The sequence below is a fragment of the Pedobacter sp. Leaf132 genome (assembly GCF_920984695.1).
GTDB lineage: Bacteria > Bacteroidota > Bacteroidia > Sphingobacteriales > Sphingobacteriaceae > Pedobacter.
On record NZ_CAKLBO010000001.1, the window covers coordinates 690,439 to 715,169 of the forward strand.

Annotated in this window: 19 protein-coding genes; 9 read left to right on the plus strand and 10 right to left on the minus strand. The window is 35.5% G+C overall.

Annotated elements, in window-relative coordinates; all coding sequences use genetic code 11:
• The first annotated feature begins 13 nt into the window (after positions 1-13).
• From LUA86_RS03020 to LUA86_RS03045, 6 genes are all read left to right on the plus strand, one after another.
• The gene (locus LUA86_RS03020; RefSeq protein WP_231459074.1) at positions 14-2,464 is read left to right on the plus strand and encodes an outer membrane beta-barrel family protein; all 2,451 of its coding nucleotides are present in this window, start codon (positions 14-16) and stop codon (positions 2,462-2,464) included.
• 19 nt (positions 2,465-2,483) lie between these two features.
• Positions 2,484-2,753 (plus strand): hypothetical protein, encoded by a 270-nt coding sequence (locus tag LUA86_RS03025; protein WP_231459075.1) that lies wholly within the window; start codon positions 2,484-2,486, stop codon positions 2,751-2,753.
• Positions 2,754-3,002: 249 nt separating this feature from the next.
• Complete coding sequence (locus tag LUA86_RS03030; protein ID WP_231459076.1) at positions 3,003-3,659, plus strand: GDSL-type esterase/lipase family protein; 657 nt, start codon at positions 3,003-3,005, stop codon at positions 3,657-3,659.
• A 113-nt stretch (positions 3,660-3,772) separates the two neighbouring features.
• Positions 3,773-6,100 carry a TonB-dependent receptor gene (locus LUA86_RS03035; RefSeq protein ID WP_231459077.1) on the plus strand — a complete coding sequence of 776 codons (2,328 nt, stop codon included), beginning with the start codon at positions 3,773-3,775 and terminating at the stop codon, positions 6,098-6,100.
• A 4-nt stretch (positions 6,101-6,104) separates the two neighbouring features.
• The gene (locus tag LUA86_RS03040; RefSeq protein WP_231459078.1) at positions 6,105-6,896 is read left to right on the plus strand and encodes a DUF4249 domain-containing protein; all 792 of its coding nucleotides are present in this window, start codon (positions 6,105-6,107) and stop codon (positions 6,894-6,896) included.
• 41 nt (positions 6,897-6,937) lie between these two features.
• The gene (locus LUA86_RS03045) at positions 6,938-7,897 is read left to right on the plus strand and encodes a D-glycerate dehydrogenase (protein WP_231459079.1); all 960 of its coding nucleotides are present in this window, start codon (positions 6,938-6,940) and stop codon (positions 7,895-7,897) included.
• Between the two features lie 116 nt (positions 7,898-8,013).
• Here LUA86_RS03045 and LUA86_RS03050 read toward each other — a convergent pair whose 3' ends face one another.
• The 6 genes from LUA86_RS03050 to mutL all read right to left on the minus strand — a co-directional run bounded on the left by LUA86_RS03050 (position 8,014) and on the right by mutL (position 16,237).
• Positions 8,014-10,743, minus strand: coding sequence for a carboxypeptidase regulatory-like domain-containing protein (locus tag LUA86_RS03050; RefSeq protein ID WP_231459080.1), 2,730 nt, complete (start codon positions 10,741-10,743; stop codon positions 8,014-8,016).
• A gap of 140 nt (positions 10,744-10,883) precedes the next feature.
• Complete coding sequence (locus LUA86_RS03055; RefSeq protein WP_231459081.1) at positions 10,884-11,516, minus strand: nitroreductase family protein; 633 nt, start codon at positions 11,514-11,516, stop codon at positions 10,884-10,886.
• A 124-nt stretch (positions 11,517-11,640) separates the two neighbouring features.
• Positions 11,641-12,765, minus strand: coding sequence for an endonuclease/exonuclease/phosphatase family protein (locus tag LUA86_RS03060; RefSeq protein WP_231459082.1), 1,125 nt, complete (start codon positions 12,763-12,765; stop codon positions 11,641-11,643).
• Positions 12,765-13,619, minus strand: a complete 855-nt coding sequence (locus LUA86_RS03065) for a rhomboid family intramembrane serine protease (RefSeq protein ID WP_231459083.1) — start codon at positions 13,617-13,619, stop codon at positions 12,765-12,767. Before LUA86_RS03065 ends, LUA86_RS03060 begins: the two co-directional genes overlap by 1 nt.
• Positions 13,612-14,310 (minus strand): rhomboid family intramembrane serine protease, encoded by a 699-nt coding sequence (locus LUA86_RS03070; RefSeq protein WP_231459084.1) that lies wholly within the window; start codon positions 14,308-14,310, stop codon positions 13,612-13,614. The genes LUA86_RS03065 and LUA86_RS03070 overlap by 8 nt, the downstream gene beginning before the upstream one ends.
• Positions 14,311-14,401: 91 nt before the next feature.
• A complete protein-coding gene (mutL, locus tag LUA86_RS03075) occupies positions 14,402-16,237 on the minus strand; it encodes a DNA mismatch repair endonuclease MutL (RefSeq protein WP_231459085.1) in 1,836 nt (611 codons plus the stop codon).
• 610 nt (positions 16,238-16,847) lie between these two features.
• Here mutL and LUA86_RS03080 point away from each other — a divergent pair.
• On the plus strand, positions 16,848-18,482 hold the full coding sequence (locus LUA86_RS03080; protein WP_231459086.1) for an amidohydrolase: 1,635 nt from the start codon (positions 16,848-16,850) through the stop codon (positions 18,480-18,482).
• Positions 18,469-20,286 carry a serine hydrolase gene (locus LUA86_RS03085; RefSeq protein WP_231459087.1) on the plus strand — a complete coding sequence of 606 codons (1,818 nt, stop codon included), beginning with the start codon at positions 18,469-18,471 and terminating at the stop codon, positions 20,284-20,286. Before LUA86_RS03080 ends, LUA86_RS03085 begins: the two co-directional genes overlap by 14 nt.
• A gap of 87 nt (positions 20,287-20,373) precedes the next feature.
• Here LUA86_RS03085 and LUA86_RS03090 read toward each other — a convergent pair whose 3' ends face one another.
• The 4 genes from LUA86_RS03090 to LUA86_RS03105 form a co-directional block, all read right to left on the minus strand.
• Positions 20,374-20,973 (minus strand): lipopolysaccharide assembly protein LapB, encoded by a 600-nt coding sequence (locus tag LUA86_RS03090; RefSeq protein WP_231459088.1) that lies wholly within the window; start codon positions 20,971-20,973, stop codon positions 20,374-20,376.
• Positions 20,974-21,026: 53 nt separating this feature from the next.
• Positions 21,027-21,746, minus strand: a complete 720-nt coding sequence (locus LUA86_RS03095; RefSeq protein WP_231459089.1) for a sterol desaturase family protein — start codon at positions 21,744-21,746, stop codon at positions 21,027-21,029.
• A 67-nt stretch (positions 21,747-21,813) separates the two neighbouring features.
• Positions 21,814-22,410, minus strand: a complete 597-nt coding sequence (locus LUA86_RS03100) for a Crp/Fnr family transcriptional regulator (RefSeq protein WP_231459090.1) — start codon at positions 22,408-22,410, stop codon at positions 21,814-21,816.
• 152 nt (positions 22,411-22,562) lie between these two features.
• Positions 22,563-23,525, minus strand: a complete 963-nt coding sequence (locus LUA86_RS03105; RefSeq protein WP_231459091.1) for an isopenicillin N synthase family oxygenase — start codon at positions 23,523-23,525, stop codon at positions 22,563-22,565.
• A gap of 243 nt (positions 23,526-23,768) precedes the next feature.
• On the opposite strand from LUA86_RS03105, the gene msrA reads away from it, so the two are divergent.
• Complete coding sequence (gene msrA / locus LUA86_RS03110; RefSeq protein ID WP_231459092.1) at positions 23,769-24,368, plus strand: peptide-methionine (S)-S-oxide reductase MsrA; 600 nt, start codon at positions 23,769-23,771, stop codon at positions 24,366-24,368.
• The last annotated feature ends 363 nt before the right edge of the window (positions 24,369-24,731 follow it).

Sequence of the window (24,731 nt, forward strand, 5' to 3'; positions counted from 1 at the left end):
AAGCTTTAAAAACATGAAAATATTATTTACGCTAATTGCATGCTTTTTGGCATGTGGGGCTTCCTTTGCCCAAAAAATCAATAAACTTTCCGGGAAAGTTATTGATGAAAAAGGTGTGGCTTTGCCTTTTGCAGCGGTAAGAGTTTTAAATTCTCCGGATACGATGATAGTAAAGAGCGGTTCTACCAATGTTGATGGAGAATTTAATTTTGATGATTTAAAATCTGGTAATTACGTTCTATCTGTTTCGATGGCTGGTTATAAAACCACAAAAACAGCAAGTTTTGCATTACTTAATGATTTGAAAATGAATGCCATTACCGTTGAGAGCACGGTGAAACAATTAAAAGAAGTTAGCATAACGGCTAAGAAACCTTTTGTAGAGCATCAAATTGATAAAACCGTTTTAAACGTAGAAAGCAGCATTGTATCATCAGGAGGTACAGCCTTAGATGTTTTGGAAAAAGCACCGGGTGTACAAATTGACAGGCAAAATGAACAAATTAAACTGAATAATAAGACTGGTGTTACCATTATGGTTGATGGAAAAACCAATTTTTTATCAGGTGCTGATATTACAACATTGCTTAGTAATATGAGTAGCGACCAGATTGCAACCATTGAGTTAATTACCAATCCATCTTCTAAATATGATGCATCTGGAAATGCCGGGATTATCAATATCAAGCTTAAAAGAAATAAAGCTTATGGTACAAACGGAACCATTTCTGTAAATGGTGGGCAAGGTATAATGCCCGATTCGCCAACTGATTTAGTTCGTGCAGGTGTAAACCTAAATTTAAATCACCGCGAAGGCAAATGGAATGTTTTTGGAAACGGCGCCGTAGCTAGAAAGTCGAATTATAACAATACAATTGTTAACCGAACTACTTTCGCCAATGGTTTATCGAGTGCTTTTAATCAGGATTTTGAAAGAAAAAATAAAGGTGTAGGTTTTCAGGGTAAACTTGGTGCAGACTATTATGCTTCAGAAAAAACTGTTTTTGGTGTAATGGTGGATGCGAATACGGTTAATACCAAGCTCGATAATTTTAGCAATACTTTTATCAGGGAGCTGCAATCGAATGTTGCGAGTACAAATTCTGTATTGCAAAATGCGTATTCAAAATCGCCGGCTAATAATTTTACGGCTAACTTCAACATCAAACACGATTTTAATAAAACAGGTAAAAACATCACTTTCGATGTGGATTATTCAAATTTCAATAATAAAAGAGATGAGCAATTTGATGCCCGTTATTTAAACCAGGCCGGACAACAAACCAATGCAACTTTGTTAAGAAATAATACCGATGCAAACATAGATATTTATGCGGCCAAAACAGATTTAACCTTGCCTGTTAATAAAACCATGAAATTTGAAACTGGTTTGAAAAGCAGCTACGTGGTAACTAATAACGATTTCCTTTCAGAACAATTTTTATCGGGTAACTGGCAGAACGATTTAGGCAAATCAAACAATTTTATCTATAAAGAAAACATAAATGCGGCCTATGTAAATTTTGCTAAGGAGTGGAAAGTGTGGCAAATTCAGTTGGGTTTAAGAGCAGAGCATACACATTCTAACGGAAATTCGATTACCAGCAACAAAGAGGTTGATAGAAATTATTTATCGCTCTTTCCAACTGTTTTCATCAATCAAAAAATTACCGAAAATAATAACATCCGTTATTCTTACAGCCGCAGAGTAGATAGACCAAATTACCAACAGCTTAACCCATTTGCGTTTTACATGGACCCATACGCGGTTGACCAGGGAAATCCGTATTTAAAGCCACAGTTTACTGATAATTTTGAAGTTTCTTACAGTTTTAAGCAGTTATCGTTTTCTTTAAATTATGCTGATACGAGAGACATGATAACGCAGATTAGTCAGCAGGATGAAGTAACGAGAATAGTAAATGTTATCCGTCAGAACTTAGGTAGAGCGCAAAACTATTCTGCAGGAGTATATTTTCCTTTAAAGGTGGTTAAATGGTGGAATATGCAAAATAATGCAAGTGTTTACTATAATAAGTTTGAAGATGGAAATTTAGAAGGCGCACCCTTTCTATCCTCAAAAGTTGCTTACAACTTTAATACAAATCAACAATTTACATTGCCAAATAACTTCAGTGCCGAAATTAGCTTTTGGTATAGTTCGCCAAGGGTTTCTGGTGTAGAGCAAACCACAATTGCTCAGTATGCTTTAAATGCAGGTATCCAGAAAACATTGATGAATAAAAAATTGAAGTTGAGGTTAAATATGGATGATATTTTTGCAACCAATAGATGGGAAGGAAAGTTGGATTATCAAAACGTAAACCTTCGCGTTTCTAATAGATATACTAGCAGAAGAGCAAATTTTAGTCTGAGCTATAACTTCGGCAACCAGAATGTTAAATCGGTTAGAAATAGAAATACCGCAACTGATGACATTAAAGGTAGAGCTGGAGGCAACTAATTTTAAAATAATTACAGATATGAAAACATTAATTTATAGCCTTAGTTGCCTTTTAATAGTGCTAACCTTTGGCTGCAGAAATCATAACTCGAAGTTGAATTTAAAAACGAGCGATACAAACACAGAATTTAGTTACGAAGCGCTTTATCCGGAAAGTAAAACGGATAAGCTCGAAGCTTATCTTCAGAAGGAAATTAATAATGATTTGCCTTTAGACCAATTGGTAGATGCAACGGTTAGCCTAACCTCAGGCGCTAAATTCCATTTAAAAGCCAGTGAGGGAAGTTGAAGATTGGATTTAACAAAGTAGATAGTACGCCTGAAAGTTATATAAAAGTGAAAAAGTTTACTGAGGGTATTGGTGAAATTTTGAAGGATTAGTATGGTATGCTCGTCATTGCGAGGCACAGCCTGCCCCGACAATTAGGCCACATTTTTTGGTAACGAGCATTTTCAGCAACGCTTAAATTACAAGGCAAACTTGATAAATACAATTGGATTTTCAACCTTGCAGGTTCAAAACTAAAACCTGTATTGCATGAAAAAGTACTTCATTTTAATAATCTTTGCTCAAATAGTTTTCTTTACCTCTTTTGCGCAAAATAAACCACCATTTTGGGATGATGTACAAACCATAAAAAAGTACGACCAAATGTTTAAACCACCGGTAAATCCGGTACTGTTTGTTGGAAGTTCTTCAATTAGAAAATGGGATGATTTAACGCAGGTTTTTGCAAAATATAATGCGTTGAACAGAGGCATTGGTGGGGCGGTTGTTAATGATATTACTCGTTATCTTAATGATATTGTTTTCCCTTACAATCCTCGCCAGATTATAATTTATGTTGGCGAAAACGATATTGTAAACGATAATGTTACCGCTGATACGGTTCTAAACAGAACCGTTAATCTTTACAAAGCCATTAGAGCTAAATTGCCAAACGTACCAATTGCTTACATTTCTATAAAACCTAGTCCGAGTAGAGATAAATTTCGTGATAAAGCTATTGGTGCAAACGCATTAATTAAAAATTTTTTAGCAAGCGAAAAAAATACAGCATATATAGACATTTTTCCATCGATGCTAAAAGATGGTAAAGGCAGAACGGAGTTGTACGTGAGCGATATGCTGCACATGAATGCCGATGGTTACGCCATTTGGAGGAAAGCGGTAAAACCTTATCTCAAAAAGTAATCGAGATAATTTGGGCAAAATTAAAAGATTATTAATTTCAATAATAATCAACATCAACTAAAGGCGCTTGTATTTCGTACATTTGGAATTCCTTCTTTATTGAAATTTCCGGTATGCGTATAAAACTTTATTTGCTGTTTTCCCTTTTCATATTCGTTAATCAGTTTGCTTTTGCACAGCGTAAATTCAACATTAGTGGTACAATTCGCGATGCTGCAACCGGCGAAACCTTAATTGGTGCAACTGTAAAATTAAGTGGCAAAACCACCGCCGGAACTTTAACAAATAATTATGGTTATTTTGCATTAACCCAGCCCGAGGGCGAATATGAGGTAATTATCAGCTACGCTGGATACCAATCTATTTTAAAAACCATTAGTTTAACAAAGGATACAAAGCTTAATGAGGAACTTAAATCTGCAAATGATTTAGCCGAAGTAACCGTTAGTGCTGCTAACCGTAAAAATGAAAATGTAAAAAGCGCACAAATGGGGCTTGAAAGAGTTGATATGAAATCACTCAATTCTATTCCGGTTTTATTGGGCGAAAAAGATGTTTTAAAAACGATTCAACTGTTGCCTGGTGTAAAATCTGGCGGCGAAGGTAACACAGGCTTTTATGTACGCGGGGGTGCGGCAGACCAAAATCTTATCATATTAGATGAAGCAGTTGTGTACAATTCATCGCATTTATTGGGTTTCTTTTCAACCTTTAATGCCGATGCAATTAAGGATGTGAGTTTATATAAAGGCGGAATGCCTGCCCAATATGGCGGTCGTTTATCATCAGTTTTGGATGTTAAAATGGATGATGGTAATAACAAAGAATTTAAATTTCAGGGCGGCATTGGCTTAATTGCTTCGAGGTTAAAAGCCGAGGGTCCAATAGTAAAAGATAAAGGCTCATTTATGGTAAGTTTTCGTAGAACTTATATCGATTTATTTTTAAGGGCTTCTCCCGATTCGGCAATTAATGGAAGTACCTTGAACTTTTACGACATCAATGCCAAAGCCAATTATAAAATAGACGATAAAAATACAATTTACCTATCGGGATATTTTGGAAAGGACAATATTGGCGTTAAAGATTTGTTCGAAAATAATTGGGGTAACGTAACCACAACCTTAAGGCTTAATCACATCTTTAGCGATAGGCTATTTTCCAATACATCTTTAATTTATAACAATTATAACTACACCGTTCGCTTGCTTAATGATGTAACTAATTTTAAGGCAACGTCTTTGGTTCGCGATTTTAACTTTAAACAGGATTTTCAATATTTTAGCAATAAGCATTTGCTGCGGTTTGGTTTAAATGCTACGCATCATCGTATTTCACCCATTGATATCGAAAGCACAGCAGCTCAATCGCAGGTAAACTCTTTAAAACAAGAGAAACGTTACGGTTTAGAAACTGCCCTGTATGTTTCTGATGAATGGGCAGTTAGTGAAAAATTAAATTTTTTATATGGACTTCGCCTGGCGGCTTTTTCATTACTTGGACCGGGTAATTTTAGCAATTACGATACAAAAGGAAATATTTTAAATACGGAAAATATTGCCAGCGGAAAATTTTATAAGAACTACCTTAATTTAGAGCCAAGGTTTTCGTTAAGCTATCTTTTTAATGATGAAAATTCGGTGAAGGCATCATACAACCGCAACACTCAAAACATTCATATTTTAACCAATGCAACCTCAAGTTCGCCAACCGACCAATACGTTCTAAGCAGCAATAATATTAAACCAGAAATTGCCGACCAGTTTTCGATGGGTTATTTTAAAAATTTTGAAGAAAATAATTACGAATTCTCTGGCGAAATTTATTATAAATGGATGCAAAACCAGATTGATTATAAAAACGCTGCACAACTTTTAGCCAATTCAAATATAGAATCTGAACTCTTATACGGCACTGGCCGAGCTTACGGCTTAGAATTATTTTTTAAAAAGAAATTCGGGAAGCTAAACGGATGGGTAGGTTATACCTTATCTCGTACTGAAAGAAAATTTGCTGAATTAAATAACGGTAATTATTTCCCTGCAAGGCAGGATAGAACCCACGATGTTTCTTTGGTTGGTATTTACAACATGAACAAGCGATGGACATTCTCTTCGAGTTTTATTTACAGCACCGGAAATGCAGTTACTTTCCCGGCAGGAAAATATACAGTTAATGGCCAAACGGTTTATTATTATACAGAACGAAATGCCGGCAGAATGCCTTACAACATGCGTTTAGATGTAAGCGCAACCTTGGAAGGCAAAAAAACCGGACGTTTCCAATCGAGCTGGAATTTTGGAATTTATAATGTGTTGGCACGAAAAAATCCATATTCAATTGAATTTATTAACGATCCAAACAATCCGGGTAGAACAGTTGCAGAGCAAACTTCACTATTTGGTTTAATCCCGTCGGTAACCTGGAACTTTAAATTTTAAGAAAATGAAAAATATTATTCTATACATTTTTCTTGGTTTGATTTTTACATCATGTAAGAAGATTATTGATGTTGATACAAATAATGCGGCACCTCAGATTGTGATTGAAGGAAATATTTCTAATCGATTGATAGCACAGCAGATTCGCATTAGTAAAACGGTTGGTTATGATGATTTAAGTAATTATCCCGCTGTGCGTGGGGCTAAAGTTACTGTGAATGATAGTCGCGGAAATACTTACAATTTTACTGAGAGTTTGCCTGGTTTATATGTTTTTGCCATGCGTGGTATACCCGGCATAACTTACACGCTACAGGTTGATGTAGATGGCAAGAGCTATTCGGCAATTTCAAAAATGCCGGCAGTTGTACCGTTGGATTCTATCGGTGTGGTAAAAAACACATTTTTTGGTAATGAGAACATAAATGTTGCGGCTTATGTTAGCGACCCGGTTAATGTAGAAAATTTTTATAGGTTTAATCTTTACGTTAATGATAACCTATCGGATAGAATTTATGTAAATAATGATAGATTAACAAATGGCAATAAACTGCGTTTGCAGCTATTTTACGATGGTCCAAATGATGAGGATTTAAAAAAAGGTGATAAGGTTGCTGTTGATATGGAATGTATCGATTCTAACATTTTTGATTATTGGTACGCATTGAATCAGCAAACCGGTCGTGGCCCAAACCAAGGAACTACGCCTGCAAACCCAACATCTAACCTATCAAATGGAGCGCTGGGTTATTTTAGTGCACATACTTATCAAAGGCTGGCGATTACTGTGCCATAATATGGAGTAAAACATCCTTCGCAATTACATGTTATACTTAAATGAAAGTTTTTATAACGGGCAATATTGCTAAAAGCGGAATTAAATTATTAGAGGATGAAGGCATTACCATTACTAAATGGGAACAGGATAGACAAATAACTGCTGCCGAATTAATTGCAAAATGCCAGGATGTTGATGCTTTGGTAAGTGTTGGACCAAATAAAATTAATAAAGAACTTTTAACAGCTTGTAAGCATTTAAAAGTTATTGCGTTACACTCTGTAGGTTTTGATAATGTAGATGTTAAAGCCGCTAAAGAACTTAATATCCCGGTAGGAAATACCCCGGGTGTTTTAAGTGGCGCCACAGCTGACACTGCATTTTTATTGATGTTAATGGTTTCCAGAAAAGCATTGTACCTGCATAAAAAAATTATAAAAGGGCAATGGCAAAATTACGAACCGACACCCGAACTAGGCATAGAGCTGAATGGAAAAACACTCGGTATTTTTGGTATGGGCAACATAGGTTTGGAAATGGCAAAGAAATGTGTAGGAGCCTACCAGATGAAAATTATTTATCACAATAGAAATAGAAGACCTGAAGATGAGGCTGAGGTAAATGCTAAATACGTTTCTTTTGAAGAATTGCTTGAACAAAGTGATGTTATCTCTGTACATACAGCATTAACTGAAGAAACTAAAGGCAAATTTAATCTGGAAGTTTTTAATAAAATGAAACCGGGTTCTATCTTTATTAATACTGCTAGAGGTGGAATCCATAACGAGGAAGATTTGATTAAGGCAATAGAAGATAAAATAATTTGGGGTGCGGGTTTAGATGTAACTAACCCTGAACCGATGGATAAAAATAATCCACTCTTAAATATGGAAAGCGTTGCGGTTTTACCTCATATTGGCTCTGCAACTGAAGAAACGAGAAATGCAATGGCAAACTTGGTAGCTAAAAATATTATTGCAGGTTTAAAGGGATTGGATTTACCACATCAGGTTAAGTAATTTATATTTTATAAATTTTGTCATGTTGAGATTTTCGAAACACTTTTCTTAATAAACGATTTCGTTATGCTCAGCTTGGCTAGGCACCTTAATGTTGGTTAAGTATCCAAATTTTTCTACTTCACCGTATATCTAAAAATAGATCTACCAACATTGCCATTTTCATCAATACCTTCTACAACAACTTTATATTGGCCTTTTCCATCAGCATTATAAAAATCGAATGATGATGTTCCTGTTGCTTTATCAGTTATTACTTTCGGATTCCAATAAATGGTTGTGCGTAAATCGTTGCGGTTTAAATTTGCTGGCACATCGTATTTAGGCATATAAAATTGGCGCTCTTTATCATAGCCTTGTGGAGAAAAAGTAACCTCATAGTTTTTAGGCAACATATCAAGCAACTGGCTTTTAGAAATTTTAGTGCCTTTTGGTGCTTTTTTCTGGTTAATTACCAGTACCCCATTAATGTTATTAGCTCTGTTTACTAATCCTAATTCATCACGCAAAAATATTTCTACAGATTCTATAGTCGACGTTTGAATCGTATTCAGTTGGTTTACATCTACAAGCATACCATTAATAAAAACTCCCATTGGGATTTTTTTACCCTGATTGTAATCTCTCGAAACATAAAAATTATTATCAACATAGGTAACGCCGGTGGCCATTGTTTGCAAACAATTAATTAACAATGCACAACCTGTTAATCTATCACCGGCAATTTCATGGTCGGCCATTTGCCCTAAGCCAGAAAGTGCAGGGTAATCTTTATGACTAACCTTTGGCACGGCAGTGCCTTTAATGGTTACATCTTTTAAGGTATGCAGATACGAATACTGCTTTTTACTATTATCAAGATAGCTTGTTAATGTGCTATCAATATTTAAAACTTCATCAGGTACACTAAAATTTTTGCTTACTGATGGCGCAGGTGTACCATTTAACGAAATGGCCATATTTTTATAATTCACATTATATTTTGCTGTAATGGTAACTTTTGATGAATCGTTAAGTACCAGATTACTGAATTTAAAGTTGCCAACCGGATCAGTAACTCCTTCAAGATTAAAGCGTTTATCAGGTATCGTTAATAATAATTGTCCTTTTCTTACCGGAATACCGTTACCCATTCTTAAAATTCCAGAAACTTCTATGCCTTGCTCTGGTGGTATTGTAATTTTTGGAAGTTTATTCGCAATAATATCTGTGTATGAATAACTTCTATAGCCTTGTGTGAGTAGCAATGCATCTAAATCTGATAACTTTTTTGCATCTGTTCCATTAAAATAATAATTGGGTTTTTCGATGTAACCTTTTAAATCGCTGCTTAATAATAGCGAAGTTAAAATTGTAGTCGCACCGTCTTCATTTAATGGTACTTTGGTTTCATCAACAACAGAAACAGATAAATTACCTTCAACAGGCGCACCATCTTTTTTTGCGCTAACATTTATTTTAACTTTCTTTTTTGGGCCATAAGTTGCGGCCGGACTAGTAACTGCTAACGATAAGCTATTCTTATTCTGTACAAAAATTAAGCGTTCACTTAAAGGTTTTCCATTCTCTGAAAATAGGGTAAACTGTGCAATCCCCATTGGGAATTTGCTTTTTGGAATCGTGGTTGTATATTCTTTATTCGATAGGGCCGTTTGTGCTCCGTAACAAACTACACCTTTACTTTGCGCTATTACATAGAACAACTTTCCCTGGTTCGCCTGAAAGAAAGCATCGTTTGCAGCAATTTTTATAGAAACATTGTCTGCATCGGCTGTGCCGGATTTAATCGTAATACCGCTGGCTAAAACTTTCGGCAAATTAATATTTTGGGTTGTTCCATCAGCATATATAACTGCTGCTTTGTATGTTTTATCTGTTTCTGGTGTGAAGGTAAAGCTGCCCATACCTAAATGTTGAGCTGTAAAAGTTGCAACTTGTTTACCATCAACATCGCTGATTGTTCCTTTTGCATTAATGCCTAATCCATCGGCTTTTATGGCTTTAAATGCAACCTTATTATCAATACCAGCAATCAGATTTCCGCCTTCAGCAAAAAACTGCATGTCTTTATTTACAATTGCATTTTTCAGCAGAAAATTATTTGTAACAACATCTTTCTCAGTTGTGTTTATTGATGTAATTAATTCGCCATTCTGTAATTGATATTCTGCTTTCTGTGCTGCGGTCATGCTGATGGTCAAAAATCCGTTTGCATCTGTCGTGCCTCTGCCTTTGGCAATACTGGTATAGCTGGTAACTACCTGCCAGGTTACATTTTTATTGGCATAAGGTTTATTGTTCAAGTCTTTAAATTGAACCCTCGCATCAATTTTTTCCTGTTTATCAGTAGATAAATTTTTGTAAGAAATATGGGTTTTTACTTCTTTATCAATAGCCTCACCAACAAAAAAAGTTTTATTAAAATATGCCGGGTCGCTGGCGTTTAACATCCACAATGTGTAAGCCCTAACATGATAATTTCCTTGTTTGTAATTTTCCATAGATAAAGGGAAATTGCCAGAAGCAACGCCGCCAACCAAAGGAAGCTTTAGTGTTTGAATTAAAGAATCTTTTTGATTGATTACATCAACATAAACGATTTTACTAATTCCTGTTAAAAAATTTTGATTTTCGGTTACATAAGCTTTGAACCAAACTGTATCTGCAACTGCGTAGTAGGGTTTATCGAAATGCAAATACACTTTCTCAGTAGGGAAGTCATTTAAAACTTTATTGGTTTTTGATATGATGGTATTAATACTAATGGTATCAGTTTGTGCAAAAGAAGAAAGGTTTAGCACAGCTAAAAAAGAAAGTAATATGATTAGAATTCTGAAAATCTTCATGAACAGGATATAGTTTACTAAGGATGTAAATATATCTATTTAAACATAGAGCGCATAACTTGCCATAATGTTTAACATTTTTTTACAATAAAAAAGCCGGTTTTACATTAGCAAAACCGGCTCAAATTATTTCAGATAAATTATTTGTATTCAATTACAAATTCGTTCATCGGTGTACGTACTTTTTTCAATTTGGCTAACCAGTCGTTTGCCTCGTCTCTGTAACCTAGTGGTAATAAAGTTACACTACGTAAGCCTTTTTCGTTTAAACCTAAAAGCTCATCTAAAGCTGCCGAATCAAAACCTTCCATTGGTGTAGCATCAACTTTTAATAAAGCTGCTTCAGCAATTGCAACGCCAAAACCAATGTAAGCCTGGCGGGCTGCATGGTCAAAGTTTTCTTCTGCGGGTAAAGATAATCTCGATGCTTTTAATTGGTTTTTATAGGCATCTGTTGTGTTTTCCGGTAAACCGCGTTCTGAATTCATACGCGAAAATACTTCATCAATACCTTCTTCTGTATAATTTGAGAAAGCTGCGAAAACTAATAAATGAGATGAATCTATCACCTGAGATTGGTTGTAAGCAATTGGTGCAATTTTCTCTTTTAACTCTTGATTTGCTATAACCAAAATCCTGAATGGTTGTAATCCTGATGATGTTGGTGCTAGGTGGGCAGCTGCAACAATTTTATCAACTTTTTCTTGATCAACTGGTTCCCCGTTCATTTTTTTAACTGCGTAACGCCAGTTTAAAGCTTCTAATAAACTCATATTTTGCTAATTTTTTTGATTCTAAATTTATATGAGCAAATATCAAAAATACACAGCCATATTTTTGTTGATCTATGGTAATAAACTCATCTTTTTAGTGATGAATAATCTCTAAAAAGTAATATTATTCAGATTTGCTTTCAGAAAATTTTAGGTCAATTCTAACCGGAAAATGGTCTGATAGAAGGGCTTTTTCGATTTTATAATTTAGCACATCCAAATCCTGAGAAGTTGCAATGTAATCTATCTGGAAGTTTGGAAATTTTCCGTTATAGGTTTTTCCAAATCCTGATCCTTTTTCTTCAAAAGAATTTTTTAAACCCTTAGTGATTTTTTTTACTGCGTAAGATGCTGGTGTATCGTTAAAATCGCCGGCAATTAAATAGGGCGTTTTGCAGTTGGCCATTTCAGCCTTCATAATATCAACCTGCTCGCTTCTTTTTACAAAGGCACGTTTCAGCATTTTTAAAATCCTTTTTGATGCATAAACCTTTCCCCGAGTTTTTTTGGTTAGTTCATCCAGAAACTGATAATCTTGTGGCTGGAAACTAATAGATTGGAAATGGACATTATAAATTCTGATGGTTTTTCCTTTAACATCTAAATCTGTGTAAATGCTCATGTTATCTCCATAACCTTGAAAGCGGATACTATCTTGATGTTTGATTGGATATTTAGAGAAAATTGCCAATCCAAAACCTTCATATTCATTTTCAGAAGCAGGCTGAAAATAATAATACTTGGTATTGAGCATAGATTTTAGGCTATCGATTGTATTAAAATTCCCACTTCTTCGTGTGTAGAATTCCTGAAAACAAACCACATCCGGATTTTGGTTTTTTACAACCTGCAGCATTTTCTCTTTAGCAGGAATGGTATTATCTTCTCCAAAAAATTTAAAGCTGTGAACGTTGTAAGTCATTATTCTTAAAGAACCAACTTCCTTTTCCGAACTACCTTCATCGCCCCCGAAACCAAATGTTGCATGTAAGGTATTGTAACCAATTGCGATAATGATTAAGATGATTATCGAGAAACTCCATTTTTTTCTAATTATCCACCAGATAACAAACAGAAGCGACACGAATAACGAGTATGGATAGGCTAAGGCGAAATAGGCAAATAAAAAGTTCGACCGTGGATCGATATTTCCGGCAATTGTTCCAAGTATCAATGAAATTGCCACAACAATACATATTGGCAGGAGTATTTTATCTAAAAACGTATATTTCGTGTTGGATGTTGGCATTAATCTTTACTCGCTTTAAATAATTTTTCTTTTTCCGTTGCTGTTAATTTATCATAACCTGATTTTGATATCTTATCCAATATCTCATCTACCTCTTTTTGAGAAACGCCTTTAAATTCAGGTTTTTTTATTGGTTGGTCGTTTTTTACAACCCTAAGTTTAGGTTTTTTTTCAAAAATTTTGCTCCAATCGTTACCACTTTGCAGGCTTTTAATAAAAACAAAACCTAAAATAGCGCCTCCAATATGCGCAAAACTGCCGCCTGCATTTGCAGAGCCCAAACTTAATACATCTAAAACGATGTAAACGATTGCAAGGTATTTAATTTTTACCTCGCCAAAAAACATTAAGAAAATCCCATAATTGGGTATTAGCGTTGCCGTTGCGGTAATAATTGCCATAACTGCAGCCGACGAGCCAATAACAGATGCGCCCGCTAAGTTATCTTTAAAAACAGGAATAAGATTTAAGCCCAAAAGATAAACTAAAGCACCAGCAAACCCTCCGGCCCAATAAATGAAATGAAATTGACGGGCTTTTAAAAAGTTCATAAATATTTGTCCGAACCAGAATAAACCCATCATATTAAAAAGAATATGGAAAAAATCGGCATGGAAAAACATGTAGGTTACAATCGTGTAGAACCTGGTTGGTAGCATAGAGAAGGCAGCCGGTAATGCCAGGTATGTTCTAACCAATTCATAAGCATTATTGCCGCTTCCGCTTAAAAAAAATACTAATCCGATTAAAGCGGTTGCAACGAAGATAATTACATTAATGCCTATGTATAAAGAAACCGGATTTCCTGAGCGGAATACCTTATAACTTAAATCTTTAAAGATGCTATTATTCATAGTACGTGTAAAAAGTGTCTTTATCTTTCCAGATTTTTATTAGAATAAAGCCAATAAGTGCGCCACCCAAGTGTGCATAATGGGCAATTGAATCGCCTTGAATTTGTGCTATACCTAATGATAATTCGATTAAAATGTAAATCGGAATAATGTATTTGGCCTTTACCGGAACGGGAATGAATAAAATTAACAATTCGGCATTTGGATATAACATACCGAAAGCAACTAATAAGCCAAAAATTGCACCCGAAGCACCAACCATTTGACTGCCATAAACACCTTGTAATGTAGCAATAGCTTCGTTAGTCAATATTTTTTCTTGCCATCCATTAGGTAAAGTAACCTGACCTAAAACAGAATGAACTTCGTATGCCTGCACGGCCATTTGTAACGCCAAAGCGCCCAAACCGGTTATAAAATAAAATATTAAAAATTTCTTTGCACCCCATCTAGATTCGAGCAAACTACCAAAAGAATATAGCGCAAACATGTTAAAAAAGATGTGCCCAATACCACCATGCATAAACATATACGTAATGGGTTGCCAAAATCTAAAATTTGGAGAATCGAAATAGTAAACTGCCAACATATTACCAAGATTTAAACTTGGGAGTAAATAAGTGGCAACAAAAAGTATGATATTAATAATCAGCAGGTTTTTTACTACTGGTGGTATATATATGTTATTCATTTATTAGTTCGTTTTTCGTTAGCCGTTTTTCGGCTTTTTGCCCTATTCGTGGTACTTGCTACTCGATACTCAATACTTGCTACTTCAATCCTTACTTCTCAAACTTCTTATCTAATTCGGCTAAAGTGATGGTTTGAATTACCGGTTTTCCGCTAATGCTAAAGTTAGGGGTTTTGCAGGCAAAAAGTTCATCAATAAGCGTATTCATTTCTTCCTGACTTAAAGCTGTACCTGCTTTTATTGCGCTATTCTTTGCTAAACTTCTCGCTAAGCTATCGCGTTTGTTTAATTTTAAATCTTGTTGGGAGTTTTTAAATCCTTCAATCAGCTGTTCAAACAATTGAGTTTCGTTAATGTTTGAACTTCCTAAATCAACCGGAATACCCTCTACAACCAGGGTGTTTTTGCCAAACTCACGTACGTCAAAACCTAAACTTTTAATATCATCCAGCAAGCTTTTTGCAAGCTCAAAATCATTTGCATTAAGCGTAATGGTTTGCGGAAATAAGCTTTGCTGCGATGCACCCTTTCTATCATCCAGATGAATCAAAAATCGTTCGTATAAAATACGCTCGTGCGCCATTTGCTGGTCTATAACCATTAAACCCGATTTAATTTGCGAAACAATATAACGGTTATGCAATTGCATATATTGTTTTTTCTGGGTTTCGAAATTGGTTTCTTCGGTATAGAATGAAGTTTGTTCTATAACAGGTTGCTCGGTAATTTCGTAAAGCGAACCCCAGTTTTTTGCACTTGGCTTGGCTTCATAATTTCTTGGTGAAGAAGAATAACCCGAAGATGATGAAGCATCACTCGCAAATGGATTAAAATTTGGATTAAAGCTGATGCTTGGTGGTACAATATCTTCAACCGCTTTCGGCGAAATCATATTGCTAAAACCTGTTTCCTGGTCAAAATCTAAAGTTGGCGAAATATTATACCTGCCAATTGAACGTTTTACTGCCGATTTCAAAATCGCATAAATAGATTTTTCATCCAGATATTTAATTTCGGTTTTGGTAGGATGAACGTTTACATCGATTTTCGAAGGATCGATTTCAATAAATAAAACGTAAAGCGGATAGCTATCATCGGGTAGTAAATCTTCAAAAGCAGAACTTACCGCATGGTTTAAATAAGCATCCTTTATAAAGCGATTGTTTACAAAGAAAAACTGCTCTCCACGGGTTTTCTTCGCAAAGGCAGGCTTGCCAATAAATCCTTTTAAGTTAATAATTGTCGTTTCTTCCTCAACAGGAACCAATCGCTCGTTATAATTATTACCAAAAAGATGTATAATGCGTTGTTTTAGATTGCCTTTTGGCAAATTGAAAATTTCTGTTCCATCATGATGTAAACTGAAAAATATACCTGGATGCGCCAGGGCCACTCGTTGAAATTCATCAATTATATGGCGCATTTCTACCGGATTACTTTTAAGAAAATTTCTTCTGGCTGGCGTATTAAAAAATAAGTTTTTAATTGAGATTTGTGTGCCTGGAGGTGTTGCAACAGGTTCTTGCGAAATAACTTGCGCACCTTCTATGCTGATGCAAGTTCCAATTTCATCATCATGCCTGCGGGTTTTCATCTCCACCTGAGCAATTGCCGCAATAGAAGCCATTGCTTCGCCACGGAAACCCATAGTACGGATGGCAAATAAATCTTCGGCCTTTTTTACTTTTGAGGTAGCATGGCGTTCAAAACACATTCTGGCATCCGTAACGCTCATCCCGCTACCGTTATCTATGATTTGGATAAGCGCTTTTCCTGCATCTTTTATCACCAGTTGAATTTTATCTGCTCCGGCATCAATAGAATTTTCGAGCAACTCTTTTACCGCCGAAGCTGGGCGTTGTACAACTTCTCCGGCAGCAATTTGATTGGCAACAGCATCTGGTAACAGGTGAATAATATCAGTCATGTATTAAGGCAATGTGAATCTGCTAAATTATGCAAAATATGCTTAGGGAATGTGTTTTGTTTAAAACTCAACAGATAAATGACGAGTGATAGAAGACATAAATTAATATCTGATATTATTTGCACTTAACATTTCATGCTTCCATCAAATAGCTAACAATAAATAATTTTTTCATAATTATCTTAATGCTTGCTTAAAAATGCTCCAACATTTTATTTTTTTTTGAAGCTCAAAACCTGTGGTTCTTTTGTAAGCTGGTTCCCGCCAATACTGCAATCTTTTGGGCTAAGTAATTGCAAATTTTTTAGCTGTTGCTACCAAAAGTATTTACGTTTATGTCGGGGCTATTAACTTTATTTATCTGCTACTATTTAGTTTTTTGTGCCACAACTTTGTATCTAAACCCGATAGCGCCGATTAGCCCGAAGTGAGGAACGAGCAAGGCTAAAAGGCAATAGCGGGACAACTGCCCGCCATAGAAAACCGAACACCTCATTTTCAAAATAAGCGTATGCAGTATAAGGCTTTAAAAACCATTTGGCGGAATTAAGGAGATACTATCATTTTCTTTACAAACACTTCTGCCTACATTTTCTCTATCTTTATCTTCATGAAATCATTTATCTATGCATTAATTTCTGCTGCATTATTATCATCCTGCGGAAAAAAAGAGCAAGCCGATGTTGTTGTTTTTAACGCAAAGGTTTATACTGTTAACTCAAAATTTGATACCGCTCAGGCTTTTGCTGTAAAAGACGGAAAAATATTGGCAGTGGGTTCCAATGAAGAGATTGAGAAGCAGTTTGAGGGAAAAGACAATGTAGATGCCTCTGGCAAAACAATTTATCCGGGTTTTATTGATGCTCACGCACACTTTTTTGGTTATGGGCAAAGTTTGCAAACTGCTGATTTACGTGAAACAAAATCATGGGATGAAGTGCTGCAACGTTTAGTTGCCTTTGCTAAAACACATCCCGAAGGTTGGCTAATTGGTAATGGTTGGGACCAAAATGACTGGACTAACAAAGCTTTTCCTACAAATGAAAGATTAACCAAGCTCTTTCCAAATCGTCCGGTTTTATTGAGCCGTATTGATGGGCATGCAGCAATTGTAAATCAAAAAGCTTTTGATGATGCTGGAATAAAAGGTGAGCAAAAATTAGTAGGTGGCGATATGCTTACTGAAAATGGAAAGCTTACCGGCGTATTAATAGACAATGCGGTGGGTTTGGTAGAAAGTAAAATCCCATCGCCGGATGCAAAACTTGCTGAAAAGATTTTTACCGATGCCCAAACTAACTGCTTTGCTGCAGGCTTAACCACGATAGATGATTGCGGATTGCCTTTTGAAGCGGTAGATTTTATAGAGAAACTGCAAAAAGAGAATAAGTTGAAAATGCGTTTGTATGTAATGCTAGCTGATGCACCTGCCAATTATGATTATTTATTTAAACGCGGAGCAATTAAAACAGATAGGTTAAATGTACGCTCGTTTAAGGTTTATGCTGATGGCGCTTTGGGCTCTCGTGGAGCAAGTTTACTGAAGCCTTACACCGATATGCCAAACAAATCGGGTTTTTTATTGAGTAATCCAAAACACTTTGAAGAGGTAGCGCAGAAAATCGCTTCGCATAATTTCCAAATGTGTACACATGCCATTGGCGATTCTGCAAATCGGGTAATACTTAAAATTTACAATAATATCTTAAAAGGTAAAAATGATAAACGCTGGCGCATAGAGCATGCACAAGTGGTTAATGCGAGTGATTTTAATTTATTTGGTAGTGCCAGTATTGTTCCATCTGTTCAGCCTACACACGCCACTTCAGATATGTATTGGGCAGGCGACAGGCTTGGCAAAGAGCGGTTAAAAGGCGCTTATGCTTATAAGCAATTACTTGAGCAAAACGGCTGGATTCCTTTAGGAACAGATTTTCCGGTAGAAAACATTAATCCGTTATTAACGTTTTATGCTGCAACGGTAAGGGCAGATGCAAAAGGATTCCCCAAGGGTGGTTTCCAAACCGAAAATGCCTTAACGCCCGAGCAGGCATTACGTGGTATGACCATTTGGGCGGCAAAAGCTAATTTTGAAGAAAACGAAAAAGGAAGCATTGAAAAAGGTAAGTTTGCCGATTTTATAATTTTGGATAATGATATCTTAAAATCATCACCAGAAAATATTTTAAAAACCAAAGTATTAAAAACCTACCTAAACGGAGAAAAAGTATATGAAGCGAAGTAAATTATTCATTCTTGCAGCAGCATCGGCATTTAATATATTGTGTTTAGCCGCTTGTGCGCAAGAACATGTTCAAAATGAAAAGAAATTATCAATAGCAAATTCAATAAATAAAACCACCGTTTTATTAAACAATCAGGATAATCTAATTCCGCTAAAAGCGCTTGAAAAAAAGAATATTGCTTCTGTTAGCTTGGGTTTTAGCTATAGCAATGTTTTTGATAGCCTGGCAAATAAGTACGATAAAATAACTTCTTTCACTGCTGATGCCTATAAAGACAGCGTTAATTTGAATGATTTGGAAGATGAATTGAAATATTTTAATACGGTGCTTATTTCTATAGATGATAAAAATGTTGCTAACGTAAAATACATCAACTTTATTAACAGTATAAGTAAGGGTAAAACTGTAATTATTTCTTTATTTGGCAATGGAACGGTGTTAAGATCTTTCGATGCATTAAATGCCCCAATCGTTTGGACTGCCCAAAATACCGCCGATGCGGCAGCAATTGTACCTCAGTATATTTTTGGTGGTATTGCCGCATCAAATAAACTTACAACTGCCTTTTCACCTAAATATGCTGTGGGCGCTGGCTTTACCACTGCGGTAACACGTTTAAAATATACCGTTCCGGAAGATGCCGGCCTAAACTCAAATAGTTTAAAAGAAATTGATGCCATAGCTGCAGAGGCAATTAGTCAGAAAGCAGCACCTGGTATGGTGGTGTTGGTTGCAAAAGATGGAAAGGTGATTTTCAATAAAGCCTACGGAACGCATACTTACGATACTAATGTGCCAGATAAAGTTACCGATATATTTGATTTGGCTTCGGTTACGAAAGTTACAGCCACAACGCCTTCGGTAATGCGTTTGTTTGAAGAAAATAAATTGAAACTGGATACAAATATTGGCGCTTACATTCCTAAAGCCAGAACAACGCCAATGAATAATATCAAACTGCGTGAGGTTATGCTTCATCAGGCAGGATTTATCCCATATATTCCATTTCATAATTTCGTTAAGGAAGGCGATTATAGCCGCGATTCTTCAGCGGCTTATCCAACAAAAGTTGCAGATAATTATTTCATCAAAAAAGGCTTTTTTAAAGATTTTATGTGGCCGAAAATGCTGAACTCGCCGATTAAAACCCGCGGGCAGTATGTTTACAGCGATATCAGTATGTATGTGATGAAAGATATTGTAGAACACATCAGCGAAGAGCCCTTAAATCAATATGCATACGAGAATTTTTACAAACCGCTTGGTATGCAAACAGCAGGTTTCCTGCCGAGAAATCGTTTCCCAGCCGAACAAATTATTCCAACGGAAGATGATAAATATTTCAGAAAAACATTATTGGTAGGCTATGTGCATGATCAGGGTGCAGCATTGGCGGGTGGCGTTTCTGGTCACGCAGGTTTATTTTCGAGTGCTAACGATTTAGCAATTATTTATCAAATGCTTTTGAATAAAGGAACTTACGGCGGCACAGAATATTTCAAACCATCAACCGTAGATATGTTTACATCGAAGCAATCGCCTGTTAGTCGCCGCGGATTAGGTTTCGATCGTTGGGATCCGGATTCAACTAAACATTATCCATCAGAATTAGCCTCACCACAAACTTATGGGCATACAGGTTACACCGGAACATGTGTTTGGGTAGATCCATCGCGTGGCTTGGTTTACGTATTTCTATCAAACCGGGTTAATCCAACAGTTAGTGAAAAGCTTGGTAACCTAAAAATCAGAGGTAGGATTCAGGATGTTGTAAATAAAGCAATAGATGAGTCAAAAAAATAGAATAGTATGATATTGCGTCATTGCGAGGCACGAAGCAATCTTTTTAGTTAGAAATTTCTTCGTGCCTAGTAATGACGATTTTAAAAATTACTCATCATCTAACAATGTAATGCATCCTTCCTCCAATTGTTTAATTCTGCTATCGAAAGTTTTTAATGCTTCTGTATTTTTTGTAGATTGATAAAGGAAGTTGATTTTACTCTTTGTTGTTTCATCTGGGTCGCAGGCATAAGATTTTTCTAAATATGCTGCAGTTTTATTAGATAATTTTAGATAATTTTCTGTAAGTTTTTTATGCGTGGCCATATCTTTTGCAAGGGCTGCCTCATTTATTTTCTTAGCCATTTCCTGACAATCTTTAAAATAATAACTGCCTAAAGCAAGGTAAGGTACATAATAACCAGGCGTTAATAGTATACTCTTTTCGTAATAAGGAATAGCTAAATTCATCTGATTGGTTTCTTCATACAATCGGCCTAAATGATAGGTTGCATTGGCAATTTGTTTTTCTTTCAATTCAGATGCACGTTTCAGTAAGTCTGAAGCAACAGTAATCGCTTTGGCTTTTTCGTCATTTGTCATTCGGAGCAAAGTGTATTCTTCATACAAATCATCGATTTTGGTTTGAGAGAAGGCGGAGCTTATGCCGATGGATAGCAGAAAGCATATTAGATAGTTCTTTTTCATAGGATAAAATTAACAACTGAATATATGAATAATGTTGAATGATAGAAATCATATTAATTTTTATGCACATCTTTAAATTTTATCATATCCAAAAGTCGTTGTTCTTTTTCATCATCAAACCCGCATGATGTTTTAAATTCTTTTGGGTTTTCATAAGTTCCGAATAGCATATCCCACCAAACAATATCGCCATAATTATTACTATGTTTTTCATATTCATGATGGATGCGATGCATTTCAGGTCTTTGAAAAATGTAGCCAATCCATTGTGGGGTTTTAACGTTTGTATGATAGAAAAATTCCCCTAAAGCTGTACATAGTGTATAGATTGCCCCGGCTTCTGGGTTTAAGCCTAAAAATGTATAGATTAATAAACTTCCAATAATCGAATTAACAGTCATTTCTAAAGGATGCTTGTAAAACGATGTTATTACTTCTAGTCGCTGCGGACTATGATGTATTTGGTGAAAACCCAGCCAAAGAAAATCAAAAGTATGCCTCCATCTATGCCACCAATAAAAAATAAATGTTGCAATAAAATAGGCAATAATTCCTCCTAACCAATTGGGTACATAATTAGATAAATGAAATAATGAGATTGATGAAAGCCATTTTTCCCAGGTGAAACCAGCTAATACAACAACACAAAGCTGAATAAAATTTACACCTAAAACCCTGATGGTCCAGGTTGATACATTTGGTAATTTCCAGCCTGGTTTGATTCTTTCTAAAAGAAAACAAAAGCCAAATACGATAAAGATTATAACCAACATAGATTTAAGATTTATAAATCAAATCTATAAATGTTACAATGGTCAGTTTTTGATAAAAGTCAAAAAATCATTTTCGCTTTCTAATTCTGCTTAACGTTTCTTGAGAAATCCCTAAATAGGAAGCAATGTGTCCTAGTGAAACCCTTTGTAAAAGCTGTGGGTAACGAGAAACTAAATGCTCGTAGCGTTCTTTCGCACTTAACATTCTTAAATCATTAGCCTGAATTTCATTACGCATGTGGTAAAGCTCAGTAAGTTTGCGACCAGAAAAATTAAATTCCATGTGGTTTAAATACATTTCATCTAATTTGTCTTTTTTTACCGCAATAAGTTTGCATTCTTCAAGCGTTTCGATGTATTCAAAACTTGGCTTGCCTGTGTAAAAACTATAAACAGATATCAGTAACTCATTTTCAAATAAAAACCAGGTATTGATTTCTTTACCTTCTTTGTTTAAGTAGTAAATTCTTGCAGCGCCTTTAATGATAAAATATATCGTGTTGCTACGTTCTCCCACACTTAAAAGTTTAACTTTTTTCTTAACTTCGATAAGTTCGCTGTTTTTGATAATCGCTGTTTTTATTTCTTCTTTTAAAGGATAAATCGCATTGAAAAGGGTAAATAGATTTTCATAATCACCATTATTTGAATTTTTTTCTTGCATAAAACTGGTTTTACGGAATTTTATTTAATGGGTGATGAACAATCAAATATAATCATCGCTAAAAAAAAACATCAACTTTCGCTGATGCTTTGTGTTTTAAATAAAGGTTGCCACGTTTGATGAAAAATCAAAAACTCGCAATAACGGTTCGTTTATTTCTTCAATCCAATTTCTCTTAATCTTTCATCAAGATATTCTCCTGCAGTCATATCGCTATATGCTTTCGGGTGTTCAGCATCAATAGTTGATGGTAAGCTGGTCAAATCCATATCGCTACGCGGATGCAAGAAAAATGGCACAGAAAAGCGTGATGTTTTCATTAATTCGCGGGGCGGATTAACTACTCTGTGCGTTGTTGATTTTAATTTATTATTTGTCAAACGCTGTAACATATCGCCAACGTTTACAACGATATCTGTATGGTGTGCTTTTATAGGCAACCACTCATTGCTGCGGGTTAAAACTTCTAAACCATCGGCACTAGCGCCAATTAATAAGGTAATTAAGTTAATGTCTTCATGCGCACCTGCACGTACAGCATCGTCTGGAATCGTTTCAGGGTTTTCAATCGGGAAGTAATGTATGCCTCTTAAAATAGAATTTCCGTTATGAACATGCTTATCGAAATAATCAATTGGTAATTCTAAATAAGTTGCAATAGCACGTAGTAAATGCGTTCCATTTTCTTCAAGTTTTTTATAAATTGAACCTGTTACTTTATTAAATTCTGATAATTCCTCTAAAACTTCATTATCTGGGTATTCATTTTTAACCGGGTCGCCATCTGTAACCTCTTGTCCGATTTGCCAAAACTCTTTTAAGTCTGGCGTTTTCGCACCTTTAGCCGTTTCTTTACCTGCACTTGTGTAACCACGTTGACCGGCCAATTCCGGTTTCTCATACTTGCGTTTTATTTCCAAAGGCAAGGCGAAAGCAGCTTTAATATTTTCGTAAAGTTTATCTATTAATTCCTGACTTAAACCATGGTTGGTTATGGTTACAAAACCAGAATCGTTAAAAGCTCTGCCAAGTTCATCAGAGAATTTTTTTCGCTCTTCTTCGGTTCCGTTTATATACGAACCTAAGTCTAAACATGGAATATAAGGTGTTGACATAATTTTATATTTAATTGTTGTACGAATTTAATAAGAATTGTTAATAAGTGTAATTTACTTAAATTAAACTATTACAAATTATTGATATATAGATTTTTAAGTTATTAACAGTCAATTCTGAATCCACAAAAATTAGTTTGTCATGCAAAATCCATTATTAAAACAATAGAAACTTAAAATGTTTTTATTTCGTAATATAGGTTAGTAATTGATAATGTTGGTTGCTTAAAAACACACAAAAACATGAAAAAAATAATTTTAATTCTACTAACAGTGCTTCTTATTGGGACCGCAAATGCACAAGGCAAAAAAGGCGAGCAGGCTACCTTTGGAATGGGCTGTTTCTGGTGTACGGAAGCTATCTTTCAGAAAATAAAAGGAGTTACTTCTGTAAAATCTGGTTATGAAGGCGGTAAAATTGCCAATCCAACCTATGAAGAGGTTTGTACTGGTTTAACCGGGCATGCCGAAGTTTTGCAGATTACTTATAATCCTTTGCAAATCAGTTATACTGAATTATTAGAAGTTTTTTGGAAAAGCCACGACCCGACTACTTTAAACCGCCAGGGTGCAGATAGCGGAACTCAATATCGTTCGGTTATTTTTTACCATAATGCAGAACAAAAAGCATTGGCCGATAAGTTTAAAGATGAGTTAAACAAAACGAATGCTTTTGGCAAAAAAGTGGTAACGGCTATTGAACAAGCTAAGCCATTTTATGTAGCAGAGAGCTATCATCAAAATTACTATAAAAACAACGGCGACCAGGCTTACTGTAGATTAGTGATTTTACCGAAACTAGAGAAGTTAGAAAAGGTTTTTAAATCCAAATTGAAAAACTAAGTACGTTTTATTCCTTATACAATAAGCTCAAATCGGACACCCAGTTTGAGCTTTTTTTGTTTGGGGATAACTATAATCCTTAAATTTTATGTTCAAAGTTCTTTCCGCTCCACTGCGCAGCAGCCGAGGTTGCGGAGATTATCGTCATGTCGACCGAAGTGGAGAAATCTTTGAATAAAAATTATTCTTGGTTAAAAGATCTCTCCGTTGCGCTACGCTCCAGTCGAGACGACGGTTAATATTTGAATTTCTTTTAGTTATTTAGACCTGATTGAAATGTAAAGCCCGGAGTGTAGAGAGGACTTCCCCACCTACGGTAGGCGGGCAATGTAAAGCAAGACTAACATTAATTGAAATACTAGC

What these genes read in the sequence shown, in the direction of transcription:
- LUA86_RS03020 (WP_231459074.1), top strand. Translation starts at nt 14, where the DNA reads ATGAAAATATTATTTACGCTAATTGCATGCTTTTTGGCATGTGGGGCT.
- LUA86_RS03025 (WP_231459075.1), top strand. Translation starts at nt 2,484, where the DNA reads ATGAAAACATTAATTTATAGCCTTAGTTGCCTTTTAATAGTGCTAACC.
- LUA86_RS03030 (WP_231459076.1), top strand. Translation starts at nt 3,003, where the DNA reads ATGAAAAAGTACTTCATTTTAATAATCTTTGCTCAAATAGTTTTCTTT.
- LUA86_RS03035 (WP_231459077.1), top strand. Translation starts at nt 3,773, where the DNA reads ATGCGTATAAAACTTTATTTGCTGTTTTCCCTTTTCATATTCGTTAAT.
- LUA86_RS03040 (WP_231459078.1), top strand. Translation starts at nt 6,105, where the DNA reads ATGAAAAATATTATTCTATACATTTTTCTTGGTTTGATTTTTACATCA.
- LUA86_RS03045 (WP_231459079.1), top strand. Translation starts at nt 6,938, where the DNA reads ATGAAAGTTTTTATAACGGGCAATATTGCTAAAAGCGGAATTAAATTA.
- LUA86_RS03050 (WP_231459080.1), bottom strand. Translation starts at nt 10,743, where the DNA reads ATGAAGATTTTCAGAATTCTAATCATATTACTTTCTTTTTTAGCTGTG.
- LUA86_RS03055 (WP_231459081.1), bottom strand. Translation starts at nt 11,516, where the DNA reads ATGAGTTTATTAGAAGCTTTAAACTGGCGTTACGCAGTTAAAAAAATG.
- LUA86_RS03060 (WP_231459082.1), bottom strand. Translation starts at nt 12,765, where the DNA reads ATGCCAACATCCAACACGAAATATACGTTTTTAGATAAAATACTCCTG.
- LUA86_RS03065 (WP_231459083.1), bottom strand. Translation starts at nt 13,619, where the DNA reads ATGAATAATAGCATCTTTAAAGATTTAAGTTATAAGGTATTCCGCTCA.
- LUA86_RS03070 (WP_231459084.1), bottom strand. Translation starts at nt 14,310, where the DNA reads ATGAATAACATATATATACCACCAGTAGTAAAAAACCTGCTGATTATT.
- mutL (WP_231459085.1), bottom strand. Translation starts at nt 16,237, where the DNA reads ATGACTGATATTATTCACCTGTTACCAGATGCTGTTGCCAATCAAATT.
- LUA86_RS03080 (WP_231459086.1), top strand. Translation starts at nt 16,848, where the DNA reads ATGAAATCATTTATCTATGCATTAATTTCTGCTGCATTATTATCATCC.
- LUA86_RS03085 (WP_231459087.1), top strand. Translation starts at nt 18,469, where the DNA reads ATGAAGCGAAGTAAATTATTCATTCTTGCAGCAGCATCGGCATTTAAT.
- LUA86_RS03090 (WP_231459088.1), bottom strand. Translation starts at nt 20,973, where the DNA reads ATGAAAAAGAACTATCTAATATGCTTTCTGCTATCCATCGGCATAAGC.
- LUA86_RS03095 (WP_231459089.1), bottom strand. Translation starts at nt 21,746, where the DNA reads ATGTTGGTTATAATCTTTATCGTATTTGGCTTTTGTTTTCTTTTAGAA.
- LUA86_RS03100 (WP_231459090.1), bottom strand. Translation starts at nt 22,410, where the DNA reads ATGCAAGAAAAAAATTCAAATAATGGTGATTATGAAAATCTATTTACC.
- LUA86_RS03105 (WP_231459091.1), bottom strand. Translation starts at nt 23,525, where the DNA reads ATGTCAACACCTTATATTCCATGTTTAGACTTAGGTTCGTATATAAAC.
- msrA (WP_231459092.1), top strand. Translation starts at nt 23,769, where the DNA reads ATGAAAAAAATAATTTTAATTCTACTAACAGTGCTTCTTATTGGGACC.